The sequence below is a fragment of the Kribbella sindirgiensis genome (assembly GCF_004331435.1).
Taxonomy (GTDB): domain Bacteria; phylum Actinomycetota; class Actinomycetes; order Propionibacteriales; family Kribbellaceae; genus Kribbella; species Kribbella sindirgiensis.
In genome coordinates, this window is sequence record NZ_SJKA01000010.1 from 55,650 (window position 1) to 71,453 (window position 15,804).

The following is a 15,804-nucleotide window of genomic DNA, read 5'->3' on the forward strand; positions in this document are numbered from 1 at the left end:
CTAGGCTGCCGCCGTGCCGTTCACCCTCGCCCATCCTGCGGCCGTACTCCCGCTGGTCCGCCGACCTCTCGTGGCGTCGGCCCTGGTCGCCGGTGCGGTGGCGCCTGACCTGCTGTACGTCGGCCCGATCTACCGGATCGCCACACAGCAGATCAACGGGAACTTCACCCTGACGCTCACCCATGCGTTCACCTCAGCCTTCTGGCTGGACCCGCTGCTGGCGCTGTTGCTCCTCGCTGTCTTCGAGTTGGTCCTCAGGCGACCCCTGACGGCTCTCGCGCCACCCGCGCTCGCAGCGCGCCTACCTGCACCTGGCCTACCCCGCCTCCCCGGCGCCACGCTCCTGTTCTGGACAGTCGTCTCGGCCGTCCTAGGCGCGTTGACTCACGTGGTCTGGGACTCCTTCACTCACGGCGACGGGTACTTCGTCCGCCAGTTCCCAAACTTCTTCCGTGCACAGGTCACGGGAGCCTGGGACGTGAACCGCATCTTGCAGTACGTCAGCACGGTCGGCGGCTGCCTCGTCCTCGCGATCTGGCTCTACCGCTGGTACCGCCGCACGTCGCCATCGGCAGCCACACCTGGTGTGCCCGTCTGGGTGAGGTACCTCGTGCTCGGGGCCCTGGTGGTGTTCGGGGTGGTCGGTGCGGTCGTCGAGCTCGGCCGGGTGGACGGCGAGCTCGCGGGGGAGACCGCCGTACGGCTGGTGCTGTCCGGCCTCGTGTCCGGCGGTCTGGCCGCGCTCGCGTGGTACGTCGTTCTGTGGCACCTGGAGCGGCTGCGACGGCGAACGCACGTGTCGTGACGCTACGGATGGGGCAGCGTGATCGGCGTGTGACACATGGGACTCAAGGGGTAGTCGGGGTAGCCTGATCAATATGGCGACCCGCACGTCTTCCCCGGCGCGGGCGCAGAAGTCGGCAGCTAAACGGCCGAGTACGGCCCGTTCGGCTGCCGGTGGACGCTCCCGTCCGTCAGGCGCCCAGAAGCGTGGGCAGAGCACGAAGCGCGGTGGAACCACCGCCGCGCGGACCAGCACGCCCAAAAACAGCGGACCGGGCCCGTTCGCGGCCGCCATGCTCGCACTCTGTCGCGGGGTGGTGAAGGTCTGGATCGGCATCGCACACCTGCTCGGCAGCATGGTGCGGGGGATCGGCCACAGCGCCCGCGACCTGGAGCCGGAGCATCGCCGTGACGGCGCCGGCCTGTTCCTGATCGGCCTCGCGGTCGTTGTGGCCGCCGCGATCTGGTGGGACCTCCCGGGTTCGGTCGGCGACGGCGTACGGACCGTGGTCGGCGGCAGCATCGGCATGCTCGGCTGGGCCCTGCCGCTGATGCTGGTCGTCATCGCGATCCGCACGCTCCGGCACCCCGACCGCAACGGCCCGGCCGGCCGTCAGGTCATCGGGTGGACCGCGGTGTGCCTCGGCGTACTCGGCCTGATCCACATCGCCAACGGTCTACCCCGGCCGAGCAACCCGGCCGACGGACCGCTGCGTGACGCCGGCGGCGCGATCGGGTACTTCATCTCGTCGTTCCTCTCCGACCTGCTCACGCAGTACGTCGCAGCGCCGCTGCTGGTGCTGCTGTCGATCTTCGGCGCCCTGGTGATCACCGGGACGCCGGTGTACGCGATCCCGCTGCGGTTCCGGGCGGCGTTCGACGTACTGATGGGACGTACCGAGCTGCCCGAGGACGCTCCGTCCGTGATCGCGGCCCCGACCGACGACACGGTCCGGCTGACCCGCAAGCAGCGGCGCGCCAAGGCAGAGCTCGAGGACGAGGGCGAGCCGACTCTCAAGCCGTACGACTCACCGGTGCTCGGGGAAACCCCGAAGCGAGGCCGCAAGGCCAAGGCGAAGCCGGCGGCCGAAGAGGAAGCGTACGACGTCGACGGCGCCGAGGACGCAGCTGTCGCGGCTCCTGTCGAGCCTGCCTTCGAGGCGCCCGCTCCGAGCAAGCAACCGGCGCCGGAGCCGCCGCCGCACACGCCGCTGCCGCAGCGTGTCGAGCAGCTCAGCCTGTCCGGCGACATCACGTACACCCTGCCCGACGGGCAGATGCTGAAGCCCGGCTCGGTGCACAAGGCGCGGACCAAGGCGTCCGACGCGGTGGTCGACCGGCTGACCGAGGTGTTCGAGCAGTTCGGCATCGACGCGCAGGTCACCGGCTACACCCGTGGCCCGACAGTCACCCGGTACGAGGTCGAACTCGGCTCCGCGGTGAAGGTCGAGAAGGTCACCGCGCTCTCCAAGAACATCGCGTACGCCGTCGCGTCGGCCGACGTCCGGATCCTGTCGCCGATCCCCGGCAAGTCCGCGATCGGGATCGAGATCCCGAACACCGACAAGGAGACCGTCAGCCTCGGTGACGTGGTCCGGTCGGCGACCGCACGCAACGACCACCACCCGATGGTGGCCGGTCTGGGCAAGGACGTCGAGGGCGGGTTCGTGGTCGCCAACATGGCGAAGATGCCGCACCTGCTGGTCGCCGGCGCCACCGGCTCCGGCAAGTCCTCGTTCGTCAACTCGCTGATCACGTCGATCCTGATGCGCGCCACCCCCGACGAGGTGCGGATGATCCTCGTCGACCCGAAGCGGGTCGAGCTGAACAACTACGAGGGCATCCCGCACCTGATCACGCCGATCATCACCAACGCCAAGAAGGCGGCCGAGGCGCTGCAGTGGGTCGTCCGCGAGATGGACATGCGGTACGACGACCTCGCGGCGTTCGGTTTCCGGCACGTCGACGACTTCAACAAGGCGGTCCGCGGCGGCAAGGTGAAGCCGCCACCGGGATCCGAGCGGGTGCTGACGCCGTACCCGTATCTGCTGGTGATCGTCGACGAGCTCGCCGACCTGATGATGGTCGCGCCGCGCGACGTCGAGGACTCGATCGTCCGGATCACCCAGCTGGCCCGCGCCGCCGGCATCCACCTGGTGCTCGCCACGCAGCGGCCGTCGGTGGACGTCGTCACCGGTCTGATCAAGGCCAACGTGCCGTCCCGGCTCGCGTTCGCGACCTCGTCGCTGGCCGACAGCCGGGTCATCCTCGACCAGCCCGGCGCCGAGAAGCTGGTCGGACAGGGCGACGGGCTCTTCCTGCCGATGGGCGCGAGCAAGCCCATGCGGATCCAGGGGTCGTGGGTCGACGAGGCCGAGATCCGCGCCGTGGTCGAGCACTGCAAGGAGCAGTTGCAGCCGACGTACCGCGAGGACGTCACCGCGGCGCCAGGCCCGAGCAAGGACCTCGACGACGAGATCGGCGACGACCTCGACCTGGTGGTGCAGGCGGCGGAGCTGATTGTTTCCACCCAGTTCGGCTCGACGTCGATGCTGCAGCGTAAGCTCCGCGTCGGCTTCGCCAAGGCCGGCCGGCTGATGGACATCCTGGAGAGCCGCGGCGTCGTCGGCCCCAGTGAGGGTTCCAAGGCCCGGGACGTCCTGGTCAAGCCCGACGACCTAGAGGACTTCATCACCACCCTCCGAGGAGAGTGAGACCCGTGACCGCCGCGAGTGCACTGCCCAGGCAGGACCGATTCGGCGTCGACCCCGAGCCGGTGCCGTTCACCGTTCGCGCCTCCCAGCGGGTGCACGGCGGGCTGGCCGCCGGCGCGGCACTGGTCGCGATCGGCTTCGCGGCGTCGGCGTCCACGAGTCCGGCCGGCATCCTGCGCTGGATCGTGGCGGCCGCGTTCGGCGTCCTCGCCGTGGTCTGCGCCCGCGCGCTGACGGTGGGGGACATGCTGGTCGCCGACGACGTCGGCATCCGGCTGCGCATCGGCAGCGAATGGGTGGGTACCCGGTGGGAGGACATCGAAGAGGTGACGGTGCTGCAGCGCCGGCATCCGCTCGACGACGGGCGGATCGCCGTACACCTGCAGGATCCTGGGCCCGTCCTCGGTGCGATGCCGAGTTCGACCCGCAAGACAACCGATGCCAACCGCCGCCTGACCGGATCCTCACTCGCGATACCGTTCGGGTTGACGGCCCGGCCGTCCAACGGGGAAGTGGTGCAGGCACTGCACATGCTGGCCGATGCCAGATGTCCGGTCAGGGAACAGCTCTGACTCGTCCGTGACCCCGTCGAGCCCAGGCCGTTGAGTTGATGTCGTGGTGTTGATGTCGATGCACCGGCTGTCGATTGTGCGCGAGAACAGGTCGGACGAGGAGAGGATGGTGGGGACGTGAGCATCGGCAGCGAGCTCACGGCGGCCCGCGAACGGGCCGACATGACGATCGAGCAGCTGAGCGCCGCCACCCGGATCAGATCCGGGCTGCTGATCGCCATGGAGGCCGACGACTTCTCCCGCTGCGGTGGCAACTTCTACGCCCGTGGGCACATCCGGTCGATCGCTCGCGTGGTCAAGGCCGACCCCGCACCGCTGCTCGCCAGCTTCGACGCCGAACACGCCGTCGAGGAGGAGAAGTCCCGCCGCGAGGAACGCGCCGCGGCCAAGGCCCCGACCCTGCGACCGGCCCGTCCGCGCTGGGCCCTCGTGGTCGGCGCGATCCTGGTCATCCTGATGGGCTGGGGGATGGTGCGGCTCTTCACGCTGCCCAGCGATATCGAGGCCAACGCGTCCAAGACCGCGACCACGACGGCAACGGTCACGACGCCGACCCCGAAGGCGCCGCCGCAGCCGACGGTGAAACCCACCAAGAAGCCGACGTCGGCCAAGCCGCCCGCTCTGCAGACCGCGCTGCGCCTGACGGCGACGGGCGACGGTACGTATCTGACGATCCGCGACCGGAAGAACCGCCGCCTCTTCCAGGGCCGGCTCAGCCCGGGAATCGCGCAGTCCGTCACCAGCGCCGGCGATATCCGCGTGACGGTGGGCAACCCCGGCAACCTCGTCGTCGTCCTGAACGGCAAGCGGATCCCCACCAAGCTGTACAAGTTCACCGCGCACCCGAACGGCACCCTCAGCAAGACCACCGCCAACCAGTGAGCGCGCTTCCGAGTTAGGTGCGGACGTGCACAGCGCGTCATACTCGTAGGGATGACTACGCCACCCACCACCGTCGCCCTGGTCACGCTGGGCTGTGCCCGCAACGATGTCGACTCCGAGGAACTGGCCGGCCGGCTAGAAGCCGGCGGGTTCCGGCTGGTCGACGACGCCGCCGAGGCGGACACGGTGGTGGTGAACACCTGCGGCTTCGTCGAGGCCGCGAAGAAGGACTCCGTCGACACGCTGCTCGCAGCCGCCGACTACAAGGAGTCCGGCCGCACACAGGCCGTCGTCGCGGTCGGCTGCCTCGCCGAACGGTACGGCGAGCAACTCGCCGACGCCCTGCCGGAAACGGACGCCGTCCTCAGCTTCGACGACTACACCGACATCTCGGACCGCCTCCGCTCAATCCTCGCCGGCACCAAACACCAGGCCCACGTACCGAGGGACCGCCGCAAACTCCTCCCCTTGGCCCCCGCCGACCGCCACTCCACCCCCGGTGTCGCAATCCCCGGCCACGGCGACACCACCCCCGCCGACGGCGCCGCCTCGGCCCCCGCGACCACCACCGCCGGCACCGCCGCCGGGCGGGCGTCTGTGCTTGGTGATCACATCCCCGAGGCGTTGCGACCGGTTGATACCACCTCGGACGCTCCTGGCGAGCTCAAGGGGCGCTTCGTCACCGGTGCACCGGAAGAACTGAAGATCGACGCACCCGACCTCGCGACCGCCCCGGCCAGCGGCCCCCGCGTCATGCGCCGTCGCCTCGACGGCGGCCCGATGGCCCCGCTGAAACTCGCCTCCGGCTGCGACCGCCGCTGCGCGTTCTGCGCGATCCCGATGTTCCGCGGCGCCTTCATGTCCCGCCGGCCCGCCGAGGTCCTCCGCGAGGCCGAGTGGCTGGCCGAGAACGGCGTCCGGGAACTCTTCCTGGTCTCCGAGAACTCCACCTCCTACGGCAAGGACCTCGGCGACCTCCGCCTGCTCGAGACCCTGGTCGGCGAGATCGCCCAGGTCCCCGGCATCACCCGCGTCCGCGTCTCGTACCTGCAGCCCGCCGAGATGCGCCCCACCCTGATCACCGCGATGACCGCCACCCCCGGCGTCGTCCCGTACTTCGACCTGTCCTTCCAGCACGCCTCGGGCCCGCTGCTGCGCCGCATGCGCCGCTTCGGCGACTCCGAACGCTTCCTCGAACTCATCGCCCAGGTCCGCGCCGCCGCCCCGACCGCCGGCATCCGTAGCAACGTCATCGTCGGCTTCCCGGGCGAGACCGAGGAAGACGTCGACATCCTCTGCGACTTCCTGTCCCGCGCCGGCCTGGACGCGATCGGCGTCTTCGGCTACTCCGACGAGGACGGCACCGAGGCCGAGACGTACGACGGCAAACTCGACGAGGACACCATCGCCGACCGCCTGGACCGCGTCACCCGCCTCGCCGAGGACCTGACATCCTCCCGCGCCGAATCCCGCATCGGCGAACTCCTGGAGGTCCTCGTCGAGTCCCTCGACACCGCCGACACCGCCGACACCGCCGACACCGCCGACACCGCCGACACCGCCGACACCGCCGACACCGCCGACACCGCCGACACCGCCGACACCGACGCGACCGGGTCCGGACCGGCGGAGCGGACGGCTGAGGGCCGGGCCGCGCACCAAGGCCCCGAGGTGGACGGAATCACGACGGTGACCGGCCTCCCGGAGGGGGTCCGGGCCGGGGATCTGGTGTCCGCGAAGGTGGTGTCGAACGACGGCGTCGACCTGATCGCCGAGTTCGCGGCACTCGTGAACGCCCCAGACGCCCGTTCGGCAGCTAACCTGACCGCGTGACCAACCCGGAGACGAACCCGGCGCCGCATGCAGCCGGCGGCCATCTCCACGCGCCCAGCGCCTGGAACGTGCCGAACGCGCTCACGGTCCTGCGCCTGGTCCTGGTACCGCTGTTCGTCTGGCTCCTGCTCCGTGACGGCGGCCACACCACCGGCGACCGCCTGCTCGCCACGGCCGCGTTCGTGGTCGCCATCGTCACCGACCGCTTCGACGGCGACATCGCCCGCCGCTGGAATCTGGTCACGAACTTCGGCAAGATCGCCGACCCGATCGCCGACAAGGCCCTCACCGGCGCCGCCTTCATCGGCCTCTCGTACCTCGGCGAGCTCCCGTGGTGGGTCACCATCGTCGTCATGGTCCGCGAGTGGGGCGTGACCGCCCTCCGCTTCTGGGTCATCCGCCACGGCGTCATGCCGGCCAGCCGCGGCGGCAAACTGAAGACGGTCCTCCAAGCCGTGGCCCTCGGCCTCTACCTCCTCCCATGGCAACACCTGGCAGTGGTCCACTGGCCTGCGGTAGCCATCATGGCCGCCGCCGTCCTGGTAACCCTCGTGACCGGCCTCGACTACCTCTTCCGGGCGCTCCGCCTGAGAGCCGCCGCCAAACGCCCCCTCCCATAACCCGCATTCGCTGCTTGACCAGCCGCAGCGAGCCGGTGCATGGGTCTACGGGTTGGCCAGCCAGGCGAGCATTTCGCCGCGGAGCCAGCAGCGGCCGACGCCCGTGGCATGCAGTGACGTGTGGTCGAACACGCCCAAACCCACAATGCTGTGCCCCGATGCCCGCCGATCGCCAAAAGTCGGCATCCCCGGCGCGACTCCCACTCCCTCGACCGACACCCACGCCACCGGCCGCCGCGTCGCCGCCTCGTCCAGCCGCTGCAGGAACCGCAACCGCCCCTCGAGATCCAGCCCCGACAACGCCCAGGTCGTGATCACCACCGGGAGTACGTCGTCAGGCACCGACGCGATCGCCTCGGGCAGAACCTCGACGACACCGCCCCGGATCAGCACCGGAGGAGCCGCCTCCGCCAACGCCAGCTCCGCCTCGAGCCTCGCCAACCGCTCGACCTGATCCGGCGGAACACACGCCCGCAGCCAACGTGCCTCGTCCACCGCGGTGACATCGATCGGCTCGACATCAACGACGACCCGAGCCGCAACCTCCGGCATCGCGCGTAGCGGCACGAGTCCTTCACCCACGATCGAGGCAGGCACCTGCACCGCCGAACCCGCGACGCCCAACGTCTGCCCGTTGGAGTACAAGATCCCCACCCGATCAACCGTCAGATTCAGCCCCGCCGGCCGCCCCACATCAATCAGCCCAACCGAACCCGCCCCAACCCGCCGCGCCACCTCAGCAACCGCCGGATACAGCACCGCATGCCGCCCACCCTCATCCCCCCGAACCTTCCGCCGTCCACCAACCTCCAAAACCAACTCCCCGTCCCGCAGAACCACCCCAACCCCCACCGCCCCAACCAACTCCAGCCCAGCCACATCCCGCCCGACAGGAACAGAAGACGCGGAGGTGGCGGTCGCCGCGGAGGGTCCCGCAGAGGTGGAGGTGGAGATGGAGGTCGCCGTGGCGGCGGTTGCTGCGGTGATGGCTGTGGCTAGGTCAGGGGCGTCTCCGGAGAGGGCGAGGTCGTGGAGTGCGGCGAGGATTACCGTCGGATGCCGGCGGCGTGACGGCGCGTTCTCGATCACCCGCAGCGCTTCAGGTGACTCGCTCAGTGCGATCGCCATCCGCGCGTACAGCGGCGAAGTCTTCAGCGCGTCGCCCTCACCGAACCGCCGATAGACCTGCGCGAGCCCACCCGCGCGCGCCCCGCTCTTCGCGCTCCCACCAGTCACATCCGGCATTCCAGCGAGTCTAGCCACGGAACTCGGCGCCGGACCGGTCCGCCGTCGGCTACTGACCGACTCCCACCGCGCGTCGTGGGTGCCATGTCATGGGTTGGGTTGCGGGGGTGGTGTTGGGTGGTGCGTGTCGGGTTGGCACGTGCTGGGAGTCGGAGGTGGCCGTGGACAGTGGGGTTGAGGTGGCGGTTGAGCGGCTGGTGGGGTTGTTGCTGGAACGTCGCGTGACGCTGGCGACCGCCGAGTCGTTGACCGGTGGGATGGTCGGGGCGGTTCTGACGGATGTGCCGGGGGTGTCGGCTGTGTATCGGGGTGGCGTGGTGGTCTACGCGACTGACCTCAAGGCGACGCTTGCGGGCGTTCCGGAAGAGCTGCTGGCTGCTGTCGGTCCGGTGCACCCGGATACGGCCGCTGCCTTGGCCAGCGGTGTGCGGGAGCGTCTGGGGGCGGACTACGGGCTCGCCACGACTGGTGTGGCCGGCCCGGACCCGCAGGCGGGTGTCGAGGCCGGCACGGTGTACGTCGCCGCGGCGGGACCGGGCTCGGTGCAGGTCCGGAAACTGCAGCTGAGCGGTGATCGGGCAGCTGTACGGCGGGGGAGTGTGCAGGCCGTCCTGGAACTCGGAGCAGAAGTTGTGGCGGAAGAACTCGACTGATCGGGGTGTTGGGACCAGCATGGGGACAGGTAAGGCAGACTGGCACGGCGCACCGAAGGTGGACATTGCGAGAAGTAGTGACCCAGCAACAGGTACCGTTGGTTCCTACGGTCGAGCTACCGTGCGAGTAGACGCGACCGGACAGGCGGAAGGGAGAAACCTCATGGTGCTGGTTCGTGGCCTGCTGGGCGACGTGCTGCGGCGTAAGCGGCTGCGCCAGGGGCGCACTCTGCGCGAGGTATCTGCCGACGCACGCGTCAGCCTCGGCTATCTGTCCGAGGTCGAGCGCGGTCAGAAGGAAGCTTCGAGCGAGTTGCTGGCCGCCATCTGCATGGCGTTGGACGTGCCGTTGTCGATGGTGTTCGCCGAGGTGAGCGAAGATCTGGCGCGCGAAGAGGCCCTGGTGCTGGCGCACCCGACCATCGAGGCCGAGGTCGTGGCCGCGGCCTGAGCCGTGGATCATCATCGGACGCCTCCGTCGGGAGTCGAACCACTTCTGGACGGCTGGATGAGTGCTGTCCGGGTGGGCCAGACGAGTTGCAGTGCGGGCAGCGGCGGCTGACCGGGCTGCCGGAACATGGTGTTGGCCGTGTACAGGTGGTGTGCCGAGTCGGGGAATCGCAGGAGCTCGGCGGTATACGGAGGCGGGAAGAAGCCGGACAGATCGTCTCCCTCGTCGAACACCGAGCCTCCCAGCACCGCCCAGGCGAGGGGCTTGAGCCCGAAATAGGCACAGCACGGCTCCGGATCGAACACGATGATCTCCGGATGCCCGCACAGGCTGAGGCCGAGCGTGTACCCGAAGGAAGGGTTCCGGCCGCCGTCGCCCTCGATGAACTGCATCGTCCAGCCGTAGGTCTGAATGTTTCGCTCGAGCTGTCGCGAGTAGCCCTCGTCGTCCAGGCCGCCGCACTTGTCGCACATCACCCTCTCCTCTCGCTCGAACGGTTGTTCGATTCGCCAGAGAAGGTATCCGTGTTCGCGCCCTCCGGAGGCGTTGTCCACAGGGCAATTTTGGAGGGCGCCGACAGGAATCAGGCTTCGGGTTGGCAGGCGGGGCACCAGTAGGTGACCCGTTCGCGGGTCGGCTCGCCGAGGGTGGACGAGAGGATCGTCGTACCGCACCGGCGGCAGGGCTTACCGGCGCGTTCGAACACCCAGGAGCGTTGCCCCGGCCGGTCGATGCCCGTGCTGACCTGGGCTCCGTTGCGGACGTTGGCCTTCATCAGCTTGCGGCTGAGGTCGATCGCGGCGGGGACGTCGACAGCCTCGACCGGACGCCAAGGGTGCAAGCCGAGCAGGAAGCAGACCTCGGTGCGATAGAAGTTGCCGATCCCGGCGAGGTTGCGTTGGTCGAGCAGGGCCTCGCTGACGGTGCGACCTGGATCGGACTCGACGTTCGCGATCGCGAGTGCGCGATCGAACGACGGCGACAGGAGATCCGGTCCGAGATGCCCGACGACAGTGTCCTCCTTGCCGGTGGCGACGAGGTCGAGCACCGGGAGCCGGTATCCGACGGCCGTCCATGGCGCGGTTTCGAGGACCACCCGGATCTCGTGGTCAGGTCCGCCGCGCCAACGCTCGCCGGGGCGGTACAGGTGCCAGCTGCCGTCCATCCGGAAGTGGCTGTGCACCGTGAGCTCACCGGACAGCCGCATCAGGATGTGCTTGCCGCGCGCAACGACTTCCAGCATCGTCCTTCCACTCAGATCGGTCGTCGCCAACGACGGCACCCGGAAGTCCGTGCGGACGAGTTCCTGCCCGGCAAGAGCCTGATTCAGCCGCTTGCAGGCTCGCCAGACGGTGTCTCCTTCGGGCATGACCGACTACTTCAGGCCCGGAGCCGCAGACCGCGTGGCGTCGCGTGGAAGCCGGCCCTGGCCAACGCGTCCCCGAACGCGGTATGGCGAACCTGCTCACCGTCGGCCGTCTCCACACTGAGCTTGCCCAGCTGACCGTCCCGGATCGACAGCGCCAAGGCGTCAACGGCCGGCTGCAGCAGATCGGGATCCTCGGTGAAACTCAGTACCGTCCGCCCGCCACGCTCGACGTACACGATCAACTGTCCGTCGACCATCACGACCAGAGCGCCCGCCTTCCGGCCAGGACGATGACCGCCGGCGCTTTCCCGCTCGGGCCACGGCAACGCAGCGCCGTACGGGTTGGCCGGATCGGACGCGGCCAGTACGACGGCGCGCGCGTTCAGCTCCTCGTCCTTCCGGCCGCGCGCTGCACCGCCGGTCCGTGCGCCGCCCGGGCCGAACCGTCCAGGAGGACCGAACGGCCCGTCTGGCTTCGTCGACGTCGGCAGCTCGGCGAGCGCCCGCAGCCGATCGACTGCGCCCGGCAGTGCGAACTGCGCTGCTCCGAGTCCTGCGACGAAGTACCCACGGCGGCACCGCCCGGACTCCTCGAACGCGCTCAGCACCTTGTAGACGGCCGCGAATCCACCCGGAGTCCGCTCAGTGATCACTGAGCCCCGCGTCACGATGCCGTAGCGATCGAGCAGGGTCTCGGCCGCGGCATGCGCGCGCCTGGTCGCGTCCGAGCTTCGGTCCGGCAGCAACGACCATCGCCCACCGGCCGTCGGCGGACCGCTGCGTGACGGCATCGCGGGCCGTCCCGGTCGAACCGGGCGTCCCGGACGTGCGCGTGGAGTCGCACGACGGCTTCGGTGACTGCCGCGACCCCCGCCGACGAGCGATCTGACCGGCGTCAACGTGTCGTTCGTCAGGAAGCCTGCCCAGACGAGGTCCCAGAGAACGCCGACCAGCGTCTCGTCATCGACCGCACCGGAACTGGATCCGACGACGTCACTCAGCTGCCGGAAGAAGAACGCACCGCCGCCGGACAGTGCGTCCAGCACCGCCTGATGCGTCTCGCCGAGCTCGAACGCCGGATCCGGGTCGGGCAGTGTCAGATCGCAGTTGTCCGCCAGATGCAGCGACACCCAGCCGTCCGTCCCGGGCAGTGAGCCCGAGCCGGCCCACACCACTTCACCGGTCGCGGTGAGTTCGTCCAGCATCGACGGCTGATACCCGGGCACCCGTGACGGCAGCACGATCGATTCCAGCGCCGACGCCGGCACCGCGCATCCCGCGAGTTGTTCGACCGCGCCGAGAAGTACGTCGTACCCGCGGCCGCGGCTGCTCGTGATGCCTTGCCAGGCCGGGAGGAACCGCGCCAGCGCGGAGGGATCGACCGGCTCGACCTCTTTTCGCAGCGCGGCGAGCGAGCGCCGGCGCAGCAGCCGGAGGACTTCACTGTCACACCACTCGAGCGCGATGCCGCCGGGCAGGAACTCGCCTTCGACGACTCGACCGGCCGCGCTCAGGCGCCGCAGTGCGTCGGTGACGACCGCGACTCCGATCCCGAGATGGGTCGCGAGGTCGATCGCGCGGAACGGTCCGTGTGTCCGCGCATACCGGGACACGAGGTCGCCGAGCGGATCTGCGACCGGCTCGGCATGCGCCTCCGCGACGCCAGGTGGGAGCGGCACGCCGAGGGCGTCGCGCAACCGGGCCACGTCCTCGACGACCGCCCAGCGGTGCTCGCCCGCGATCCGCACCCGGACGACGCGCCGCGCGGCCGCGAGCGACGTCAGCCAGGACTCCGCATCCGAACCGTCGACGCAGCGCTGAGTTGCCTCCGGCAACGACAGCGGACCGACGATCCGCAGCACGTCGAACAGGCCTTCCGCGTCCCGCGCTCGACGGTCCTCGGCGAGGCGTTGCAGCTCGGCCTCGGTCCGCAGCACGACCTCGGCGTCGAGCAACTCCCGGAGCTCGGTCCGCCCGAGCAGCTCCGCGAGCAAGCTCTGATCGAGCGCCAGCGCGGCGGCCCGCTTCTCGGCGAGTGGACTGTCGCCCTCGTACATGAAGGCGCCCACATAGCCGAACAGCAACGACTTCGCGAACGGCGACGCCTCGGACGTCTCGACCTCGACGACCGAGATCCGGCGCTCACTGATCCCGGTCAGCAGGTCCTTCAACGCCGGCAGGTCGTAGACATCCTGCAGGACCTCGCGCAGCGTCTCGAGCACGATCGGGAACGACCCGAACTTGCTCGCGACACTCAGCAGCTGTGAGGCGCGCTGCCGCTGCTGCCACAGCGGTGAGCGTCGTCCCGGATTGCGCCGTGGCAGCAGCAAGGCCCGCGCCGCGCACTCCCGGAACCGCGCCGCGAACAACGCCGACCCACCGACCTCGGTGGTCACCAGATCCTCGATGTCCGCCGGATCGAACAGCACCAGCTCCGCGCCCGGCGGCGCCTCGTCCGTCTCCGGCAGCCGCAGCACGATCCCGTCGTCGCCGGACACCGACTGCGCGTCCATCCCGTAGCGATCCCGGAGCCGGGCGGCGATCGCCAGCGCCCACGGGCCGTGCACCTGACCGCCGTACGGCGAGTGCACGCACACCCGCCAGTCACCGAGCTCGTCACGGAACCGCTCGACCACGATCGTCACGTCGTCAGGCACCCGGCTGGTCGCGTCGCGCTGCTCGGCGAGATACGAGACGAGGTTGTTCGCGGCGTACTCGTCGAGGCCCGCGGTCCGAGCGCGCTGGACCGCCTTGCCCGCCGGCAGCGACGCCATTGTGCGCACGAACGCGCCGGTCGCCGCGCCGAGCTCGGCCGGCCGCCCGACCGCATCGCCCTTCCAGAACGGCAATCTGCCCGGCTGGCCGGGCGCGGGGGAGACGAGCACGCGGTCGTGAGTGATGTCCTCGATCCGCCAGCTCGACGCGCCGAGCGTGAACACGTCGCCGACCCGCGACTCGTACACCATCTCCTCGTCGAGCTCGCCGACCCGATGGTTCGTCGACTCGCCGACCAGGAACACGCCGAACAGCCCGCGATCCGGAATCGTCCCGCCGCTCGTCACCGCGAGCCGCTGTGCACCCGGCCGGCCGGAGATCTCACCGCTGACCCGGTCGAACACGATCCGCGGCCGCAGCTCCGCGAACTCGTCCGACGGGTACCGGCCCGAGAGCATGTCGAGGACCCCGTCGTACGCCGATCTCGGCAGGGTCGCGAACGGCGCGCAGCGTCGTACCAGCGAGAAGAGCTCGTCGACGTCGACGGAGTCCAGCGACACGATCGACACGATCTGCTGCGCGAGAACATCCAGCGGGTTGGCCGGGATGTGCAAGCTCTCGATCAGGCCGTCGCGCATCCGCTGCACGACGACGGCGGTGTCGATCAGGTCGCCGCGGAACTTCGGGAACAGCACGCCGCGCGACACCGCTCCCACCTGGTGACCCGCACGACCGACGCGCTGCAGCCCGCTGGCCACCGACGGCGGGGCCTCGACCTGGATGACGAGATCCACGGCACCCATGTCGATGCCTAGCTCGAGACTGCTCGTGGCCACGACGCAGGGCAGTCGGCCGGACTTCAGGTCCGCTTCGATCAGTGCCCGCTGCTCTTTGCTGACCGATCCGTGGTGCGCCCGCGCGATCAACGGCGGCGCCGCGAGCGACCCGCCGGACTGCGCCATCAGCTGCGCGGGCGATCCCAGCTCCGGAAGCTCGAGCTCCGCGCGCTCGGCGGCGATCTCGTTCAGCCGGGCGGTCAGTCGCTCGGCCAGGCGGCGCGAGTTCGAGAAGACGATCGTCGAACTGTGCTGACTGATCAGGTCGAAGACGTGCTCCTCGACGTGCGGCCAGATCGACGCGTGCTGCTGCGGACCGGCCGCGGACCCCGACGTCTCCACTTCGGTCGCGGCCAGCTCGGCCATGTCCTCGACCGGGACGACCACGCTCAGATCCCACTGCTTCGTGAACTTGGGCTGCACGACAGTCACCGGCCGCTCGCCGCCGAGGAATCGCGCGACCTCCTCCACCGGTCGCACCGTCGCCGACAGGCCGATCCGCTGCGCCGGCTGCGGCAGCAGTGTGTCGAGCCGCTCGAGGGTCAGCGCGAGATGCGCGCCCCGCTTGGTCCCGGCGACCGCGTGCACCTCGTCGACGATGACGGTCTCGACGCCGCGCAGCGACTCCCGGCCTTGCGAGGTCAGCAACAGGAACAGGGACTCGGGAGTGGTGATCAGTACGTCGGACGGCCGCGTGGCGAACCGTCGCCGCTCATTGGCCGGGGTGTCGCCCGAGCGCACCGCGACCTCGACGTCGATCGGCGCCTCACCGAGCCGGCGGGCGGTCTCGCGGATGCCGATCAGCGGAGCGCGAAGGTTCCGCTCGACGTCGACGGCCAGCGCCTTCAGCGGTGACACGTAGAGCACCCGGCAGCGCAGCTTCGGATCGTCCGGCGGTGGGGTCGTGGCCAGCCGGTCCAGCGCCCACAGGAAGGCCGCCAGCGTCTTCCCGGAGCCGGTCGGGGCGACCACCAGCGCGTCCCGGCCCGCGGTGATGGCGTCCCACGCCTCGAGCTGGGCCGGGGTGGCCGCCTCGAAGACGTCGCCGAACCACGCCCGGGTCGCGGGCGAGAACCGGCTCAACGCGCTGGTTTTCTTCACGCCGACCATCTTGCCGGGTCCCGCCGACAG

At 69.9% G+C, this 15,804-nt stretch carries 12 protein-coding genes; 8 read left to right on the forward strand and 4 right to left on the reverse strand.

What is annotated here, in order from left to right; all coding sequences use genetic code 11:
• Window positions 1–13 precede the first annotated feature (13 nt).
• From E0H50_RS26530 to pgsA, 6 genes are all read left to right on the forward strand, one after another.
• Window positions 14–805, forward strand: a complete 792-nt coding sequence (locus tag E0H50_RS26530; protein ID WP_131293238.1) for a DUF4184 family protein — start codon at window positions 14–16, stop codon at window positions 803–805.
• Between the two features lie 73 nt (window positions 806–878).
• Window positions 879–3,497, forward strand: coding sequence for an FtsK/SpoIIIE family DNA translocase (locus E0H50_RS26535; RefSeq protein ID WP_202868342.1), 2,619 nt, complete (start codon window positions 879–881; stop codon window positions 3,495–3,497).
• Window positions 3,498–3,502: 5 nt separating this feature from the next.
• Entirely contained in the window at window positions 3,503–4,069 is a 567-nt protein-coding gene (locus E0H50_RS26540; RefSeq protein ID WP_131293239.1) for a hypothetical protein, read from the forward strand.
• Window positions 4,070–4,186: 117 nt separating this feature from the next.
• Window positions 4,187–4,951, forward strand: coding sequence for a helix-turn-helix domain-containing protein (locus E0H50_RS26545; protein ID WP_238151226.1), 765 nt, complete (start codon window positions 4,187–4,189; stop codon window positions 4,949–4,951).
• 51 nt (window positions 4,952–5,002) lie between these two features.
• Window positions 5,003–6,784, forward strand: a complete 1,782-nt coding sequence (locus E0H50_RS26550) for a MiaB/RimO family radical SAM methylthiotransferase (protein WP_131293240.1) — start codon at window positions 5,003–5,005, stop codon at window positions 6,782–6,784.
• Complete coding sequence (gene pgsA, locus E0H50_RS26555) at window positions 6,781–7,404, forward strand: CDP-diacylglycerol--glycerol-3-phosphate 3-phosphatidyltransferase (RefSeq protein WP_131293241.1); 624 nt, start codon at window positions 6,781–6,783, stop codon at window positions 7,402–7,404. The genes E0H50_RS26550 and pgsA overlap by 4 nt, the downstream gene beginning before the upstream one ends.
• A 45-nt stretch (window positions 7,405–7,449) precedes the next feature.
• On the opposite strand, the gene E0H50_RS26560 is transcribed toward pgsA, so the two are convergent.
• Window positions 7,450–8,649, reverse strand: a complete 1,200-nt coding sequence (locus E0H50_RS26560) for a DUF2332 domain-containing protein (RefSeq protein ID WP_131293242.1) — start codon at window positions 8,647–8,649, stop codon at window positions 7,450–7,452.
• 155 nt (window positions 8,650–8,804) lie between these two features.
• Between E0H50_RS26560 and E0H50_RS26565 the strand changes: the two genes are divergently transcribed.
• Window positions 8,805–9,302, forward strand: a complete 498-nt coding sequence (locus E0H50_RS26565) for a CinA family protein (protein WP_420323258.1) — start codon at window positions 8,805–8,807, stop codon at window positions 9,300–9,302.
• A gap of 163 nt (window positions 9,303–9,465) precedes the next feature.
• Window positions 9,466–9,753, forward strand: a complete 288-nt coding sequence (locus tag E0H50_RS26570; protein WP_131293244.1) for a helix-turn-helix domain-containing protein — start codon at window positions 9,466–9,468, stop codon at window positions 9,751–9,753.
• Between the two features lie 11 nt (window positions 9,754–9,764).
• Here E0H50_RS26570 and E0H50_RS26575 read toward each other — a convergent pair whose 3' ends face one another.
• The 3 genes from E0H50_RS26575 to E0H50_RS26585 form a co-directional block, all read right to left on the reverse strand.
• A complete protein-coding gene (locus E0H50_RS26575) occupies window positions 9,765–10,226 on the reverse strand; it encodes a DUF4262 domain-containing protein (RefSeq protein WP_131293245.1) in 462 nt (153 codons plus the stop codon).
• A gap of 110 nt (window positions 10,227–10,336) precedes the next feature.
• A complete protein-coding gene (locus tag E0H50_RS26580) occupies window positions 10,337–11,122 on the reverse strand; it encodes an Fpg/Nei family DNA glycosylase (RefSeq protein ID WP_131293246.1) in 786 nt (261 codons plus the stop codon).
• Between the two features lie 11 nt (window positions 11,123–11,133).
• Window positions 11,134–15,783, reverse strand: coding sequence for an ATP-dependent helicase (locus tag E0H50_RS26585; protein WP_131293247.1), 4,650 nt, complete (start codon window positions 15,781–15,783; stop codon window positions 11,134–11,136).
• Window positions 15,784–15,804: the final 21 nt, after the last annotated feature.

Bases quoted from the DNA above. Each gene is read 5' to 3' on its own strand.
- E0H50_RS26550 (WP_131293240.1), top strand. From the start codon at position 5,003: ATGACTACGCCACCCACCACCGTCGCCCTGGTCACGCTGGGCTGTGCC.
- E0H50_RS26535 (WP_202868342.1), top strand. From the start codon at position 879: ATGGCGACCCGCACGTCTTCCCCGGCGCGGGCGCAGAAGTCGGCAGCT.
- E0H50_RS26585 (WP_131293247.1), bottom strand. From the start codon at position 15,783: ATGGTCGGCGTGAAGAAAACCAGCGCGTTGAGCCGGTTCTCGCCCGCG.
- E0H50_RS26575 (WP_131293245.1), bottom strand. From the start codon at position 10,226: ATGTGCGACAAGTGCGGCGGCCTGGACGACGAGGGCTACTCGCGACAG.
- E0H50_RS26560 (WP_131293242.1), bottom strand. From the start codon at position 8,649: ATGCCGGATGTGACTGGTGGGAGCGCGAAGAGCGGGGCGCGCGCGGGT.
- E0H50_RS26570 (WP_131293244.1), top strand. From the start codon at position 9,466: ATGGTGCTGGTTCGTGGCCTGCTGGGCGACGTGCTGCGGCGTAAGCGG.
- E0H50_RS26580 (WP_131293246.1), bottom strand. From the start codon at position 11,122: ATGCCCGAAGGAGACACCGTCTGGCGAGCCTGCAAGCGGCTGAATCAG.